Raw genomic sequence first — 16,290 nt, forward strand, 5'->3', positions numbered from 1 at the left:
GTCCCGGCCGCTCGTGGCCCTTCGCGCCGAACTCGTTACTTGGCGGCGCAGCGCGTCCCCTCGTCCGGCAGGGCGCCGTTCACCAGGTAGTCGATGCCGATCTGGTCGACGCACGACACGCCCTGGAGGAAGACCGTGTGCTGGTTGCCCTCGAACGTGAGCAAAGCTCCCTTGATCGCTTTCGCGAGGTTGACGCCCGCCTGATACGGGGTCGCCGGGTCGTTCGTCGTCGAAATGACCAGCGTCTTCGGCAGGCCCTCGACGTTCGGCAGGTGCGGTTCCGAGGTGTTCGGCACCGGCCAGAACGCGCAGGAATCGCGCGCGGCTCCGTCCGGCTTGCCGTCGTCGAGGAACGGCGCCGCCTGCGCGTACCGCTTCTGCGCGTCGAGGATCTTCGCCGGATCGGTGACCCGAGGATCGTCGACGCAGCGGATCGCGACGAAGGCGTCCTGCGTCGTCCCGTAGCGGCCGTCGGCGCCGCGCTCGTTGTAGAGGTCGGCCAGTTTTTCCAGGCCGTCGCCGCGCTGGCGTTTCAGGTCGTTGAGCGCGGTGTTCAGCGGTTCCCAGAGATCTTCCTGGTAGAGGGCCTGTATCACGCCGGTCGTCGCGTCCTCGTACGACAATTTCCGGCCGTCGCCGACCGGCACCGGGAAGTCGATCAGGGGCCGCACCAGATCTTGGAACGCCTTCGTCACTCCGGCGGCGTCTCGCCCCAGGGCGCAATCCTCGCGCGCGGCGCACCAGTTCGAGAACTCGCCGAACGCCTTACCGAAGCCCTGCCCCTGCGCGACCAGCGACTCCACCGCGTCCTGCTCCGGGTCGACGGCCCCGTCGAGCACCAGCGCGCGGACGTTCGTCGGGAAGGCCTCGGCGTAGGCGGACCCGATCCGCGTCCCGTAGGAGTAGCCGAGGTAGTTCAGCTTCGGCTCGCCGAGGACCGAACGCAGGATGTCCATGTCCTTGACGACGTCACGCGTGCCCAGGTTCGCGAGCATCGCGGCGCCGTGTTCGGTCCGCTCGGCACATTTCGCCGCGAAGTCCCGGGACTCGGCCTCCTGCTTTTTCACTCCCTCGGGTGAGCCGTCGGTCTCGCCGTCGTCCGCGCGGTCCGCGTCGCGTTCGGCATCGGTCAGGCAACGGACCTGCGGCTGGCTCGCGCCGATGCCGCGCGGGTCGAAACCGACCATGTCGAAGCGTTTGCCCAGCTCGTTCGTCGCCGTCCGGGAGGCGAGACCGGCCGCGGCCTGCATCCCGGAGGCGCCGGGCCCGCCGGGGTTGACCACGAGCGCCCCAATCCTTTCGTCGGTATCCAGCGCCTTCCGGCGCAGCAGGCCGAGCGTGATCGAGTCGCCTTCGGGCTTCGCGTAGTCGAGCGGGACGGTGAGCCGGGCGCACTGTGCGTCCTTCACTCGAAACGCCGCTTTCGCGTCATCGGATGTCGCGTAGGGTGCACAGTCGGCCCAGGTCAGGCTCTGTCCGTAGAACTTCTCGAGTCCGGCGGGCACCGGTCCGGTCGGAGCGTGCGACTCGGTGGCCGGAGGCGGCGGCTGGGTTCTACCCTCTCCCGACGAGCACGCGGCGACGGTGACGGCGAGCAGGCCGGACAGCGTGATCGCGGCGAATCGACGGGCACGGGACCTGGCGCTGACATGAGTGGACACGGTTGGATCGTGCCATCGGCCGTGGAACTCGGCCGCACCACCACTGCGTTGGGCATACGGGTGCGGACGGCAGAAGAACAGACGGGAGCACAGGGGTGGCAGCACTGATCAGCCGGGTGAGCAAGAAGCTGCGCCGGATCATCCAGCGGCCGGGCAGCGTCGAGCTGACCCGCTACGAAGCGCTGCTGCCGGCCATCGAGAAGCTCGAGCCCGAGTTGGAGAAGCTCTCCGACGAGGAGCTGACAGAGCGGGCCGGCAAGCTTCGGGACGCCGCTTCCTTCGGCAACGACCAGCTGATCGAGGTCTGCGCGCTCGGTCGCGAGGCCGCGCGGCGGGCCCTCGGCGAGCGCGCCTTCGATGTCCAGCTGCTGGGCACGATGGGCCTGCTCAGCGGGCATATCGTGCAGATGGAGACCGGTGAGGGCAAGACGCTGGCGGGTGCGCTGGCCGGCGCCGGGTACGCCCTGCGCGGGAAGCACGTCCACGTCGTCACGGTGAACGACTACCTCGCCCGTCGTGACGCGGAGTGGATGGGCCCGATCTACGACCTGCTCGGCGTCTCCGTCGGCTGGGTCGAGCCCGCGCACTCCCGCGACGAGCGCCGCGAGGCGTACGCGAAGGAGGTCACGTACGGCGCCGTCAGCGAAATCGGCTTCGACGTGCTCCGCGACCGCCTGGTGACCCGCGAAGGGGACCTCGTCCAGCGCGAGCCCGAGGTGGCGATCGTCGACGAGGCGGACTCCGTGCTGGTCGACGAGGCCCGCGTACCGCTGGTGATGGCCGGATCGATCGACCACACCGACGCCGACGAAGAGGTCGCGAACATCGTCCGGCGGCTGCGGCTCGGGCTGCACTACGAGACCGACGCCGACGGCCGCAACGCCTGGCTCACCAAGGCCGGCGCTTCGGTGGTCGAGAAGGCCCTCGGCGACGACATCAACCTCTACGACGAGACGGGCTCGGACAGGCTGCCCGCGGTGAACGTGGCGCTGCACGCGCACGCGCTGCTCACCCGCGACGTCGACTACCTCGTGCGCGACGGCAAGGTGCAGCTGATCAACGCCGCGCGCGGCCGCGTCGCCGAGCTTCAGCGCTGGCCGGACGGCCTCCAAGCCGCGGTCGAAGCGAAGGAGCAGGTCAAGGCGACCGACCGGGGCGAGATCCTCGACTCGATCACCGTGCAGGCGCTGCTCGCGCGCTACCCCGAGGTCGCGGGCATGACCGGTACCGCGGTCGCGGTCGCCGAGCAGCTGCGCGAGTTCTACAAGCTCGAGGTCGCGGTCATCCCGCCGAACACGCCGAACATCCGTGAAGACCAGGAGGACCGGATCTTCGGATCGCCGTCGCAGAAGCTGCGCGCGATCGAGGAGGAGATCCGGCGGGTGCACGAGACCGGGCGGCCGATCCTCGTCGGCACCCAGGACGTCGCCGAGTCCGAAGAGCTGGCCGAGAAGCTGGCGAAGGTCGACCTCGAATGCGTCGTGCTCAACGCGCGCAACGACGCCGAGGAAGCCGCGATCATCGCCGACGCCGGCAAGAAGGGCGCGGTCACCGTCTCGACCCAGATGGCGGGCCGAGGCACCGACATCAGGCTGGGCGGCAAGGACGGCGACGGCCGCGACGAGGTCGTCGAGCTGGGCGGCCTGCACGTGATCGGCACCGCCCGGTACCCGTCGAGCAGGCTGGACGGCCAGCTGCGCGGCCGGTCCGGGCGGCAGGGGGACCCGGGCAGCGCGGTGTTCTTCGCCAGCCTGAACGACGAACTCGTGCTGTCGAACGCGCCGGACATCCCCGAGGGCATCAGCTCGGACGTGGGCAGCGGCGAGATCGTCGACCCGGCGGCGCTGCGGCAGATCAACCACGCGCAGCGTGTCGCCGAAGGTGTCGACCTGGAGATCCACCGGAACACCTGGCGCTACACGCGGCTGATCGAGCGGCAGCGCGGCGAGCTGCTCGAACACCGGGACAAGGTGCTGCGGACCGCGCACGCGGCGGAGGTGCTGGAGAAGGCGCATCCGGAGAAGTTCAAGGAGCTTTCGGAGGCTGTCGACGACGAGGCCCGGGTCGAACAGCTGAGCCGTGAGGTGCTGCTGTTCCACATCGACCAGCTGTGGTCGGACCACCTGGCGTTCCTGACCGACGTGCGGGAGAGCATCCACCTGCGGGCGCTGGCGCGGGAGACGCCGATCGACGAGTTCCACCGCGCGGCGATCCCCGAGTTCCACAAGATCATCCCGGAGGCGGCCGAGCGGGCGGCGAAGACGCTCGAGGAGGCCGAGATCACCGAGAACGGGATCGACCTCGGTGACGCGGGTGTGCGGCGGGCGAACACGACGTGGACGTACCTGGTGCACGACAACCCGTTCGACTCCGACTTCGAGCAGACCATCAAAAAGGTGCGGAGCATGATCAAGCGCAAGTAGCGCGCGGGGAGCGGGGGACCTTTGCTACCACTCTCTTTCGGAGAGCGATAGCAAAGGTCCCCCGCTCTCTTTTCGCGGCGGCCGGACCCGGGTGGGCGATTCGGCACATCCGGTCGTCCCCGCGGACGCCGGTGGGTGAGAATGTCGGCATGCCGCAACTGCGCATCGCACTGGCCCAGGTCAACACCACCGTCGGGGATCTCGAAGGCAACGCCGAGCTCACCGTCGAGTGGACTCGCAAGGCCGCCGAAGCAGGCGCCCACATCGTCGTCTTCCCGGAGATGTCCCTCACCGGTTACCCCGTCGAGGACCTCTCCCTCCGCCCGACCTTCGCCTCCGCCTCGAAGCAGATGGTCGAAGCGCTCGCCCGGCGGCTCGACGAAGCCGGCTGTGGCGAGGTGCTCACCTACATCGGGTACCTCGACCTGGACGAGACCGGCCCGCGCGACGCGGCGGCCGCGCTGTACCGCGGTGAAGTGGTCGCCCGCCAGTTCAAGCACCACCTGCCCAACTACGGCGTCTTCGACGAGCACCGCTGGTTCAAGCCGGGCCACGACCTCGAAGTCGTCCGTTTCCACGGCGTCGACGTCGGCATGGTGATCTGCGAGGACGTCTGGCAGGACGGCGGCCCGATCTCCGCGCTGGGCAAGGCCGGGGTGGACCTCGTGGTCGCGCCCAACGCTTCGCCCTACGAGCGCGCGAAGGACGACATCCGCCTGCCGCTGATCGCCCGCCGCGCGGCCGAGGCCGGGGCGCCGCTGGTGTACACGAACCAGATCGGCGGTCAGGACGACCTCGTCTTCGACGGCGACTCGATCGTGGTCGGCGCGGACGGCCGGTTGCTGGCGCGCGCGCCGCAGTTCGTCGAGCACCTGCTCGTCGTCGACACGGACCTCGTGGCCGGCGGGCACACCGCCGAAGGCGAGTTCGAAGGGCTGCGGGTCAAGCGCCGTGTACTCAGCGAGGAGCCGGTCCCGGCGTACACCCCGCGCACCGAGTCCGCGATCAGCGAGCCGTTGTCGGACGAAGCCGAGGTGTGGCACGCGCTCGTCGTCGGCCTGCGCGACTACGTGCACAAGAACGGCTTCTCGTCGGTGACGTTCGGGTTCTCGGGCGGCATCGACTCGGCGGTCGTGGCGGCGCTGGCCGCCGACGCGCTGGGCGGCGACAACGTCTACGGCGTTTCGATGCCTTCGGAGTACTCCTCGGAGCACTCGAAGGGCGACGCCGAAGACCTCGCCCGCCGGATCGGCGCGCACTATCGCGTCGAACCGATCGCGGACATGGTCAAGGTCTACGTCGAGCAGCTTCAGCTGACCGGGCTCGCCGAGGAGAACATCCAGGCTCGTGTCCGCGGCATGCTGCTGATGGCGCTGTCCAACCAGGAAGGTCACCTGGTGCTCGCCACCGGCAACAAGACCGAACTCGCCGTCGGGTATTCGACGATCTACGGCGACGCCGTCGGGGCCTTCGCGCCGATCAAGGACCTGTTCAAGACCCACGTCTGGCATCTGGCCAAGTGGCGCAACGCCGAAGCCGAGAAGAACGGCGAAACCCCGCCGATCCCGGAGAACTCGATCACCAAGCCGCCGTCGGCGGAGTTGCGGCCGGGTCAGCTGGACAGCGACTCGCTGCCCGACTACCTGATGCTCGACGACATCCTCGACGACTACATCGAGGGCGACCGCGGCTACGTCGACCTGGTCGACGCGGGCTTCGAGCCGGAAACCATCGACCGTGTGGTGCGGATGGTCGACAAGGCCGAGTACAAGCGCCGCCAGTATCCGCCGGGCACCAAGATCACGTTCAAGGCGTTCGGGCGGGACCGGCGGCTGCCGATGACCAACGGCTGGCGGGAGGGCACCGTCGTCGCCCGCTCAGCTCAGCGCGACCTGCTTCCCGGCTGAGTTCGTCAGCACGGCCACCAGGCCCGGTTTCGCGTCGCGCCGGACGAGCATGTCCATCCCGAGCGCACGGACCGCGGCTTCGACCGCGGCCGGCTCGGGGTGGACACCGGTGACCATGAGCAGCGGGATCGACGGAAGCCCCCGTGTCGTCGGATGCGGGGTGCTCCCCCAGTCGATGAGGAACGGCGCGAGCCCGTCGAGGCCGCCCGCGGCGGTGAGGCGCCAGGTCAGCAGTTCGCCGTCGTCGGTGGTCCGTGACATCTCGGACGCCTCGCCCGGGTCGTAACCACGTTCACGTGCTTCGGCGATCGCTTCGTCGATGCCGTCCACGCGGGCGGCCCAGGTGATCAGGGCGGGAGCGGTCAGCTCGTCGACACCGAACGGACGCGGCCCGATGTGCTCGGGCTGATCCGGGTCGGGGCCGACCACCTCCAGGTAGGCACCGGCGCCCAGATCGGCCAGGTAGTTGGCCGTACCGAAACCGACATGCCTTCCGCCGCGTACCGGTGTGACACCGGTCAGCTCGGCGACGCGCGCGACGGCCTCTTCGAGGTCCGGCCCGGCGTAGACGAGGTGATCAAGCACGAGGTCGCTCATGTCCATACTCCTACCGCAGTGACGGCTCCGGCGGCACCGCGGCCCGGCGACGAATCCGAAACTGTCGGACCGCTCTCGTACCCTGGGTACATGACGGCACCGGGCTATTCCGTGTTCGGCACCGCGATCGGCGACTGCGGCATCGCGTGGAGCGAACGCGGGGTCGTCGCGGTCCAGCTCCCCGAGGGCAGTGAAGAGAAGACGAGGGCGCGACTGACCGCGCGCCTTCCCCAAGCGACCGAATCCACCCCGCCGGAGGAGATCCAGCGCGCGATCGACGGGATCGTCTCGTTGATGGACGGCAAGCGCACGGACCTCACCGGCGTCGAGCTCGACTACGAAGGAGTACCGGACTTCCACCACCGCGTATACGAATTCATCCGCACGATCCCCGCGGGCAAGACGCTGACCTACGGCGACATCGCGAACATCCTTGGCATGCCCGGCGGCGCACAGGCCGTGGGGCAGGCGATGGGCCGGAATCCGATCCCGATCATCGTGCCGTGCCATCGAGTCCTCGCCGCGGGCGGCAAGGACGGCGGCTTCTCCGCGCGCGGAGGGGTCGCCACCAAGCGCCGGATGCTGGTCATCGAAGGCGCTTTGGCGGACGAACCGACCTTGTTCTAGTCACTGCGGGGTTCTAGTCGCTCTGACCCGGCGACCAGGGCTTGAGCCATGGCGTCTCCGGCCAGCCTTCCGCGGCAGCCATCAACGGGATCGCCGTCGCGCCGTCGATGTGCTCGCGGATGATGTCGGCGTGCCCGGCGTGCCGCGCGGTCTCCTCGATGAGGTGGAGAAGCACCCAACGGACCGACCACGCGTCGACGTCCTTCGGGTACCAGGGCACGCCTTTCGGCACCGGGACCGGCTGGCCGAGGTCGGCGATGCCCGCGATGACGTCCGAGGTGCGCCGGGCGACCTCGTCGTAACGCGCGAAGACGTCGTCGAGCGTCTCGCCGTCAGCCATCACGTAGCCGGCTTCGTACTCCTTCATCGCTTCGTCCATCGGCTTCGAGGGCTTCTGGAGAAGGATGTCGATCCAGCCATCTTCCGTGAGCGCGGTGTGTTTGATCAGGCCGCCGACGCTCAGGGAGCTTCTGGTCGGGACGGCTCTGGCCTGTTCTTCGGTGAGGCCGTGCGCGGCGATGCGCAGGACCTGGCGCTGCTGCTCGAGGTAGGCGAGGAGTCCTTCGCGCTCGTCGGCGACCGGGGGAACGTTTCCAGCCATGGTGGCTCCTTCCATCGGGAAGGGGATCATGGCATCCGGCACCGGCTTCCTGGGGCGATTCGGCCCGGAAGGGAGCAAGGGACCTTTGCTACCACCTACCCCTGCGGGCGCACGAACGGGAACAGCACCGTCTGCCGGATCGACGCCCCGGTCAGCATCATCAGCAGCCGGTCGACGCCGATGCCGAGCCCGCCGGTCGGCGGCATGCCGTGTTCGAGCGCGAGCAGGAAGTCCTCGTCCAGCTCCATCGCCTCGACGTCCCCGCTCGCCGCGCGCAGCGACTGGGCCTCCAGCCGCCGCCGCTGTTCGAGCGGGTCGGTCAGCTCCGTGTAGGCCGTGCCGACCTCGGAACCGAACGCGATCAGATCCCAGCGCTCCGCCAGCCGAGGGTCGACGCGATGTTGCCGGGTCAGCGGCGAGACGTCGGTCGGGTAGTCGGTGTAGAAGGTCGGCAGCACGGTCGCGCCTTCGACCAGGTGCTCGTGCGCCTTCAGCACGAGATCGCCGTGCCCGGCCTCCTCGTTCACCGGCACCCCGGCCGCCCGGCACAGCCGCTGGAGTTCGGCGACGGAGGTGCTCGCGTCGATCTTCTCCCCAAGCGCCGCCGAGACGGCTTCGTGGACCGGGATCACCGGCCAGTCACCGGAGATGTCGTACTCGACGACCTTCCCGTCCGGCCCCGGACGGCGAACCACCTGCGCGCCGTACGCGGCCTCCGCGGCGCACTGCACCAATTCGCGCGTCAAGGTCCGCATGGTGTTGTAGTCGGCATACGCCTGGTACGCCTCCAGCATGGTGAATTCGGGATTGTGCGTCGCGTCGACGCCTTCGTTGCGGAAGTTCCGGTTCAGCTCGAAAACGCGCTCGACTCCCGCCACACAAAGCCGCTTCAGGTAGAGCTCGGGCGCGATCCGCAGATACATCCGCATGTCGTAGGCGTTGATGTGCGTGATGAATGGCCGCGCGTTGGCGCCGCCGTGCACAGTCTGCAGCATCGGCGTCTCGACCTCGAGGTAGTCGCCCTGGTGCAGCCGCTCCCGCACCGCGCGCACGACGGTCGAGCGCATCCGCAGCATCGCCGTCGAATCCGGGTTCACCGCGAGGTCCAGGTACCGCTGCCGCACCCGCGTCTCCGGATCCGTGAGGCCCTTTCGCTTGTCCGGCAACGGATGCAGGCTCTTCGCCGTCACAGTCCATTCGTCGACGAGCACGGAAAGCTCACCTCGCCGCGACGTCACGACCTGCCCGCTCACGCCGACGTGGTCACCGAGGTCGATGCCGCGGCGCCAGCCGCCGAGGTCGAGCACGGAGGCGTCGAGCATCAGCTGGATCTCGCCGCTGAAATCCTTGACGCGCGCGAAACAGAGCCCGCCGAGGTTGCGCATCGCGAGCACCCGGCCCGCGACCCGGACCCGATGATCGGTGTGGGTGTCCGGGCCCAGGTCGCCGAACTTCGAGACGACGTCGCCGAGCAGATCTTCCCGGGCGAAGCCGACCGGATAAGGGTCGATCCCGGCTTCCCGCAACCGATCCAGCTTCGCCATCCGTACCCGGACCTGGTCGGGGCGCCGTACCTGCTTCGGCGCGGGCGTGGCCGCGTTCGCTTCGATGCGGTGGACCTCGGCGACGAACTCGTCGGTGACCGTCTCCAGTTTCAGCGCCCGGCCCGACCGTCCTGTCGGGACGAATCCTTCGAGCGCGCCGGCGACGATGCCGACCCGTGGCAGCCGCCGAGCCGAGGAATAGCACAGGAAACGGGGTTCCCAGTCGGGCCCGTACTTGGCGTTGGACCGGTAGAGCGATTCGAGCTGGAAGAACCGCGACGCCATGCTGAGCACGCCGCGCCAGGCGCGCAGCACCGGGCCCGCGCCGATCCGCTCCCCCTCGGAGAAGACCGCGCGGAACATCGCGAAGTTCAGCGAGATCCGTTGTGCGCCAAGGTGTGAACTCGCAGCCACGACCTCGGCGACCATGTACTCGTTGAGCCCGTTCTCGGCGTCGCGGTCGCGCCGCATCAGGTCGAGCGACAGGCCACGACGCCCCCACGGCACGAACGACAGCATGCCGCGCAGCTCGCCCTTGGCGTCGTACGCCTCCACCATGACGCTGCGGCCGTCGCTCGGGTCCCCGAGCCTGCCGAGCGCCATCGAGAACCCGCGCTCGGTCTCCGCGCCGCGCCATTGCTGTGCGTGCAGCAACAGCCTGGCCATCTCTTCGGCCGGGATTTCGCTGTGCCGACGGACTTTCGTGGTGTATCCGGCCCGTTCGATCCGTTTGACCGCTTGCCGGACCGAGCGGCGTTCCGGCCCGGCGAGGCTGAAGTCGCGGACGTCGAGGACGGCTTCGTCACCGATTTCCAGCGCACGCAGACCCGCGTCGGCGTAGACCTTCGCGCCGCGTTCGCTCGCGCCGAGCACGCCGGGCGTCCAGCCGTAGGTGCGTGCCTCGTTCAGCCAGGCGCGGACCGCGTCGGGCCAGGCGTCGGGATCGCCGATGGGATCCGCGCTCGCGACGCTGGTGCCCGCGAGCACGCGGTAGGCCACGGCGGCGCGGCCGTTCGGCGAGAAGGCGACGCTCTTCTCGCGCCTGGTGGCGAAATAGCCGAGAGAGTCGTCTTCGCCGTGTTCGGCAAGAAGGCGGCGTACGCGCAGTTCTTCCTCGTCTGTCCTCAAGCGACGGCTGCGCACGCCGCGGAAGAGCGTGTACAACGCCGCAGTCGCGACGGCCGTCGCGCTGAGGTCGAGCACTAGGTCGAGCCAGGCGGGTCCTTCGCCGATACCGACCCGGCGCAGCTGGATGTTCTCCCCGGTCGTGTGGTTGACGACCCAGGCGAACCGCGCCCAGGTGTCGGCAAGACGGCCGGGGAAGGCTTCGCTCAAGCCCCAGCCGACCAGAATGACCGCGGCGAGACCGCCGAACAGCACCGTGAAGCCATCACGCCAGGCGCCGGGCGCGAGCCGGGCGGGGAACGCGGGACGCAGGATCCAGAGGAACGCGATCATCCCGATCGAGATCAGGTCGGCGATGGCCAGCACCCACACCTGGTGCGGAATGTGCCGGACCTGCCACGGACCCAGTTTCAGCAGTTCGGGTGACCACAGCAGGGCGGCCTGGAAGGCCAGTGTCACCGCCAGGCCGCCGACCTGGAACAGCAGAAGCGTGTAGAGGGCCGCGCGTTTGCGGCGGCGGAGCGCGGCGCCGAGAACGACGAGCAGCAGGACGATCACGAGGCTCGCGTTCGTCGGGATGCTCAAGGCCGAGAAGGCGATGTCACCCGTCCTGAGCACCGGCCCCTTCACGCCGCCGGCGAGCAGGAGGATCACCGAGAACACGGCCGCGAGCTGCACGAGGGTGGCGACGATTCCGCCCGCCCTCGCCTTCCACGGCGCGACTCGGCTCACTGGGTTTGCCATTCTGGTCCTTCGCGGTGCACACAGGAGATCGACAGCTGTACTTACTTGACGTCACACAACCCTGTGTGGTTGTCAACGATCATCATCCTCTGGTCTGAATTTCCTCATCCGCGGGCGTGACGCCGCGGTGTGAAGCTGGTCGCAGGGTCTTGGGAGCGGTATCCGGGCATGTCACGCTTTGTCCTGTTCAGCTCCACGACCCGGGGACCTCTTCGAGGCCTCGAGGGAAGGACGGTCGACAAGGATGTCTGCCACCGAAAAGGATTCCGGCGAGCTCACCGCTCCGTACGGGACCGGCGCGGCGCCCCAGGCCACATCTGGGAAGAAGGTCCGCGTACATCACCTTCGCGACATGAAAGAGCGCGGCGAAGCCTGGCCGATGCTCACCGCCTACGACATGTACACGGCCGCGTTGTTCGACGAAGTAGGCATTCCCGTGCTGCTCGTCGGGGATTCCGCGGCGAACAACGTCTTCGGCTACGACACTTCACTTCCGGTGACCGTGGACGAGCTGCTTCCGTTGGTCCGCGCGGTCACCCGATCGGTGAAGCGGGCGCTGGTCGTGGCCGATCTGCCGTTCGGTTCGTATCAGCTTTCGCCGCAGCAGGCGCTGGAGACCTCGGTGCGGTTCATGAAGGAAGGCCGCGCGCACGCGGTGAAACTCGAAGGCGGACGGAAATTCGCTCCGCACGTCGAGGCGCTGACGTCGGCCGGTGTCCCCGTGATGGGACATATCGGATTCACGCCGCAGAGTGAACACAATCTGGGCGGCTACCGCGTCCAGGGGCGCGGCGAAGCGGCCGAAGCGCTGCTCGCCGACGCGCTCGCCCTGGAGGAGGCCGGCGCCTTCGCGGTCGTCATGGAGATGGTGCCCGCCGAAGCGGCGAAGCGGATCACGCACGAACTGAAGATCCCGACCGTCGGCATCGGCGCCGGGCCGGACTGCGACGCGCAGGTGCTCGTCTGGCAGGACATGGCCGGGCTTCGGCGCGGCAGGACCCCTCGCTTCGTGAAGAAGTACGCCGACCTCGCGGGCGTGCTGGCCGGGGCCGCGACCGCGTTCGCGGAGGACGTCCGGCGAGGCGAATTCCCGGCTCCGGAGCACTCCTTCCACGACTGACACACCCCTGACCTGCTAAAAGAGAGCAAGGGACCTTTGCTACCACTCCCGCCGAGGAGCCTGGTAGCAAAGGTCCCTTGCTCCCTCGCGCTGTGGCGACCGTGTGGGTTTCGAGTCAACCAACGCACCGAAATCCACACGGTCGGCACGCGGGTCAACGCCTCTCTTCCCCTCCCGCCGCCTGTGGTAGCAAAGGTCCCTTGCTCTCCTTTCAGGCGGTCCTTGCGGGGCGACCCTCCTTTAGTTGTTCACGTATATGAACTTCAATCATGTCCTTGACTCTCATTCGTAAAGAGGCTTAACGTCTAGCCCGTCGCCGCCACGACCAGTTTCGATCCCTCGACGAGGAGGACCACGGATGCGTGTTCGTGAGCGGGTTCTGGCCGTTGCGGCCGGTGCGGCCCTGCTGTCGACGCTGGCGGCGTACCCGGCGCAGGCCGCGACTGTCCGCGTAGGGACTTCGGAGCAGCTCACGGCGGCGCTCGCTTCGGTCACGCCGGGCACCGTCATCGAACTCGCGGCCGACACGACTTTCACGGGCAACTTCAAGGCGGCGAAGAGCGGTACGTCCAGCGGCCGCATCACGCTGAAGGGGCCGCGAAGCGCGGTCATCAAAGCCTCGGCCGGGCGCACGCTCGAACTGACCGGCAGCTACTGGAACCTGACCGGCTTCACCCTCACCGGTGGCCAGAAGGGCCTGATGGCGACCGGCGTCAAGAACACCGTCGTCGACGGCATCAAGGTCGCCGGTGTCGGCCACGAAGGCATCCATTTCCAGTACACGAGCACCGACAACGTCGTGAAGAACTCCGAGGTGACCGACACAGGCCGCGAGTACGCGGGCTACGGCGAAGGCATCTACTTCGGGTCCGCGAAGGGCAACTGGCCCGGCGGCACCCCTGACCGCAGCGACCGCAACAAGGCGCTGAACAACAAGATCGGCCCGAACGTGCGAGCCGAGTCGATCGACATCAAGGAAGGCACCACCGGCGGCGAACTGCGCGGCAACGTCTTCGACGGGACCGGGCAGAGCGGCGAGCACTTCGCCGACAGCTGGGTGGACATGAAGGGCAACAACTACGTGGTCGCGGACAACCGGGGCAGCAAGGTCTTCGTGCACGACGCGACCTACGGCGGCTTCGAGGTCCATGTCCAGCTCGACGGCTGGGGCCGCGGCAACACCTTCTCCGGCAACACCGCGGACGTGCAGTCCAGCTACGCGTACGGCTTCTATCTCGTGAAGGCCGCGACGGGCAACAAGGTCTGCGCAAGTAACAAGGTGACCGGTGCCGGGAAGGGATTCGCGAACGTGGCCGCCGCGGCGGGCTGCTGACGCGACCGAAGACCGGGGGCCCGCTCAGCCCGGCGGCGGGGGCGGGCCCCCACCCTTCGGACACTCGCCGATTCGGGCAGAGTGTTCTTATGGATGACCTGTACCCGCCGATCCACGTGCGCGCCGAGGGCATGCTCGACGTCGGCGACGGGCACCGGATCTACTGCCAGGAAGCCGGGAACCCGGACGGCAAACCCGTGGTCGTGCTGCACGGAGGCCCTGGTAGCGGCATCTCCTCCATGGCCCGGCGGCACTTCGACCCCGAGGCCTACCGGATCATCCTGTTCGACCAGCGGGGCGCCGGCCGCAGCACACCGCATATCGGCACGCCGGACGTCGACCTGTCGGCCAACACCCTCTGGCACCTCGTCGCGGACATGGAAAAGCTGCGCGAACGGCTGAATCTCGACCAGTGGCAACTCTTCGGCGGCTCGTGGGGCGCGACCCTCGCCCTGGCCTACGCCGAAACCCACCCGAGCCGCGTCAGCGAGATCATCCTGCGCGGCGTCTTCACCGTCCGGCGCGGCGAACTCGACTGGATCTACAACGGCGGCGCCGCGAACCTCTTCCCCCGAGAGTGGGAAGACTTCCTCGCGCCGATACCGGAAGACCGCCGCGACGACCCGCTGTCGGCCTACCGTGAGCTCGTCTATCACCCCGATCGAGCGATCCGGGAACGTGCGGCCATCGCCTGGAGCACATGGGAAGGCGCGATCGTCTGCCTGCGCCCGGACCCGGCCTTCCACAACCAGTACGCGTCACCGGATTTCGCGGTCACCTTCGCACGGCTGGCGCTGCACTACTTTTGCCATGGAGCGTGGCTTGAGGAAGGGCAGTTGATCCGGGAAGCCGGGAAGCTGTCGGGGATTCCCGGTGTGATCGTGCAGGGGCGGTACGACGCGGTGTGCCCGCCGACGACGGCCTACGAGCTGCACCGAGCTTGGCCGGACTCGAAGCTGGAACTCGTCGAAGCGGCCGGACACGCGGTGACGGATCCGGGGATGCTGGCGGCGCTGCGGGAGGCTACGGATTCTTTCCGCATGTCTTAAGACGGCTCCTTTTCACCTCACGCCATCGCGGCGCAATGCAGCGAGCGCCAAGGCAGAGCGACACGCGCCGAGCCGCAATCGACCGGCCGAAGACATACGACCAGCAGGAACAGCCGTCAGCTTTGACCAGACCTGAGGCAGCCGGCCACTTCGACCGGTCGACCACTGAACTTGACTCGATTGATGACACCGCGGAAGCCAGTCTAATTCAGCACTTCATCAAGTTCAGAGCAATCTAGATCATTTGCACCAGCTACACGCGCGGGATCATGAGTACGTTCCGATGAGTTGCACCAGAAAGCCACTCTGCTGATTCATGAAACTCAATCAGCTGACGAAACCTGCGACGGATACCCGGATCGGCGACTCCAAGCACTTCGCTGAAGCTGTTCAGCGCCACGACACCGGCGTGCACCAAAATCAGCAGAATATTGCCGCTGTTATCTTTCGGGATAACAAGCAGGTCCGATACCGCTTGCACCACCCCGGCCCCTATATCCTCACCAGGAAAACGCAGCAGAGCCGCATGCGCCGATTGATAGGCGCCATAGTCTCCCTTGGCCTTCAGGGAAGGAACAATCGCCGCAACACCAGCTGATCCCTCATCGCCGGTAACCGAATCGGCCAGCTCGACGTACCGATTCCAACGGCACTCGGCCTCACTCTGGAAGGTAACCCCGTCATCGTCTTGAACGAGGTCACCACACTCTATAATCTCAAATTTCCAGTCCGGCGACATCTGGCCATGACCCCCTCAAGGACGAAGACTCCACCACTTCGCCACAAACGCTCCGCAAACACTATCCGGGCAATCATCTCGGTAGGATGCAAGGATGAACCAGAACTTTGCCGTAATCTTACATGGCCTGATGGACGCCCGTGAAATGTCGCCCCGAGCCATGAGCCGAGCATCAGCTCGTGCCGAATCGACCATTCTACAGCTGCTAAGTGGACACATTTCACCGTCAACTGAAATATTGAGAGACATCGCTCCAGTATTGCAAATTCCCGAAGCAGATTTGCTCATAATTGCAGGCCTCACGGCAAGGAGGCCAGCAAGTCACGCCAAGCCCTATAGAAATTCAGCTCAAATCGGAGAGCTGGTTTCGATCGCAAGCTCGCTTGCAGATGAACAAGTCCGACGACTTCTTGACTTCGCCCGAAACCTGGAAGCGGAGGCCTGAAGTAAGTGACTCGCACGTCCATTAATGTTCATAGCGCCTCGCGTGACAGCATTCGTTCGATAAGTCAAATACCCGTACCCGGACACCTCCCGACGTACATCGGAGTATTCACGCCACTCGGGCCGCCAGTTGTGCGTAAGCACCCTTTAGTCTCCCTGCGGAACCCTTCATCACGCTGAGCCAACCGAAACCATCGAGATCGAGATGGGTCAGCGGCGAGCCAAACGAAGTCGAAGCCGGAGCTGGTGCAGGCACCTAAGCACGCAGTGACAGGGCCCGGCGTGCTGCCGGTGCTTCGGACCGCGACCGGCTCCCTCCCATGGCCCTGACGTTGGCATGCGAATGGCCGATGACAAGCCGGGTTCAGACCAATAG

12 protein-coding genes are annotated in these 16,290 nt (G+C 67.3%); 7 read left to right on the top strand and 5 right to left on the bottom strand.

What is annotated here, in order from left to right:
- Window positions 1–35 precede the first annotated feature (35 nt).
- A complete protein-coding gene (locus tag MJQ72_RS35365) occupies window positions 36–1,607 on the bottom strand; it encodes an alpha/beta hydrolase (protein WP_396427022.1) in 1,572 nt (523 codons plus the stop codon).
- A 149-nt stretch (window positions 1,608–1,756) separates the two neighbouring features.
- Here MJQ72_RS35365 and secA2 point away from each other — a divergent pair, with 149 nt between their 5' ends.
- Complete coding sequence (gene secA2 / locus MJQ72_RS35370; protein ID WP_240595405.1) at window positions 1,757–4,084, top strand: accessory Sec system translocase SecA2; 2,328 nt, start codon at window positions 1,757–1,759, stop codon at window positions 4,082–4,084.
- 149 nt (window positions 4,085–4,233) lie between these two features.
- A complete protein-coding gene (locus tag MJQ72_RS35375) occupies window positions 4,234–5,991 on the top strand; it encodes an NAD+ synthase (protein ID WP_240595406.1) in 1,758 nt (585 codons plus the stop codon).
- On the opposite strand, the gene MJQ72_RS35380 is transcribed toward MJQ72_RS35375, so the two are convergent.
- The gene (locus MJQ72_RS35380; RefSeq protein WP_240595407.1) at window positions 5,962–6,588 is read right to left on the bottom strand and encodes a VOC family protein; all 627 of its coding nucleotides are present in this window, start codon (window positions 6,586–6,588) and stop codon (window positions 5,962–5,964) included. The two genes, MJQ72_RS35375 and MJQ72_RS35380, sit on opposite strands and share 30 nt — an antisense overlap.
- 90 nt (window positions 6,589–6,678) lie before the next feature.
- On the opposite strand from MJQ72_RS35380, the gene MJQ72_RS35385 reads away from it, so the two are divergent.
- On the top strand, window positions 6,679–7,215 hold the full coding sequence (locus tag MJQ72_RS35385; protein ID WP_240595408.1) for a methylated-DNA--[protein]-cysteine S-methyltransferase: 537 nt from the start codon (window positions 6,679–6,681) through the stop codon (window positions 7,213–7,215).
- 13 nt (window positions 7,216–7,228) lie between these two features.
- On the opposite strand, the gene MJQ72_RS35390 is transcribed toward MJQ72_RS35385, so the two are convergent.
- Both MJQ72_RS35390 and lysX read right to left on the bottom strand, forming a co-directional pair.
- Window positions 7,229–7,816, bottom strand: a complete 588-nt coding sequence (locus tag MJQ72_RS35390; protein ID WP_240595409.1) for a DinB family protein — start codon at window positions 7,814–7,816, stop codon at window positions 7,229–7,231.
- 95 nt (window positions 7,817–7,911) lie between these two features.
- A complete protein-coding gene (gene lysX / locus MJQ72_RS35395) occupies window positions 7,912–11,229 on the bottom strand; it encodes a bifunctional lysylphosphatidylglycerol synthetase/lysine--tRNA ligase LysX (RefSeq protein ID WP_240595410.1) in 3,318 nt (1,105 codons plus the stop codon).
- Between the two features lie 244 nt (window positions 11,230–11,473).
- Here lysX and panB point away from each other — a divergent pair, with 244 nt between their 5' ends.
- From panB to pip, 3 genes are all read left to right on the top strand, one after another.
- The gene (gene panB, locus MJQ72_RS35400; RefSeq protein ID WP_240595411.1) at window positions 11,474–12,349 is read left to right on the top strand and encodes a 3-methyl-2-oxobutanoate hydroxymethyltransferase; all 876 of its coding nucleotides are present in this window, start codon (window positions 11,474–11,476) and stop codon (window positions 12,347–12,349) included.
- Between the two features lie 358 nt (window positions 12,350–12,707).
- Window positions 12,708–13,682 (top strand): right-handed parallel beta-helix repeat-containing protein, encoded by a 975-nt coding sequence (locus MJQ72_RS35405; RefSeq protein ID WP_240595412.1) that lies wholly within the window; start codon window positions 12,708–12,710, stop codon window positions 13,680–13,682.
- A gap of 89 nt (window positions 13,683–13,771) precedes the next feature.
- Window positions 13,772–14,731, top strand: a complete 960-nt coding sequence (gene pip / locus MJQ72_RS35410; protein ID WP_240595413.1) for a prolyl aminopeptidase — start codon at window positions 13,772–13,774, stop codon at window positions 14,729–14,731.
- Between the two features lie 253 nt (window positions 14,732–14,984).
- Here pip and MJQ72_RS35415 read toward each other — a convergent pair whose 3' ends face one another.
- Window positions 14,985–15,470, bottom strand: a complete 486-nt coding sequence (locus MJQ72_RS35415; RefSeq protein WP_240595414.1) for a hypothetical protein — start codon at window positions 15,468–15,470, stop codon at window positions 14,985–14,987.
- Window positions 15,471–15,564: 94 nt separating this feature from the next.
- Here MJQ72_RS35415 and MJQ72_RS35420 point away from each other — a divergent pair, with 94 nt between their 5' ends.
- Entirely contained in the window at window positions 15,565–15,915 is a 351-nt protein-coding gene (locus tag MJQ72_RS35420) for a helix-turn-helix domain-containing protein (RefSeq protein ID WP_240595415.1), read from the top strand.
- Window positions 15,916–16,290: the final 375 nt, after the last annotated feature.

Origin of the sequence: Amycolatopsis sp. EV170708-02-1, from assembly GCF_022479115.1 — a bacterium.
Taxonomy (GTDB): Bacteria; Actinomycetota; Actinomycetes; order Mycobacteriales; family Pseudonocardiaceae; genus Amycolatopsis.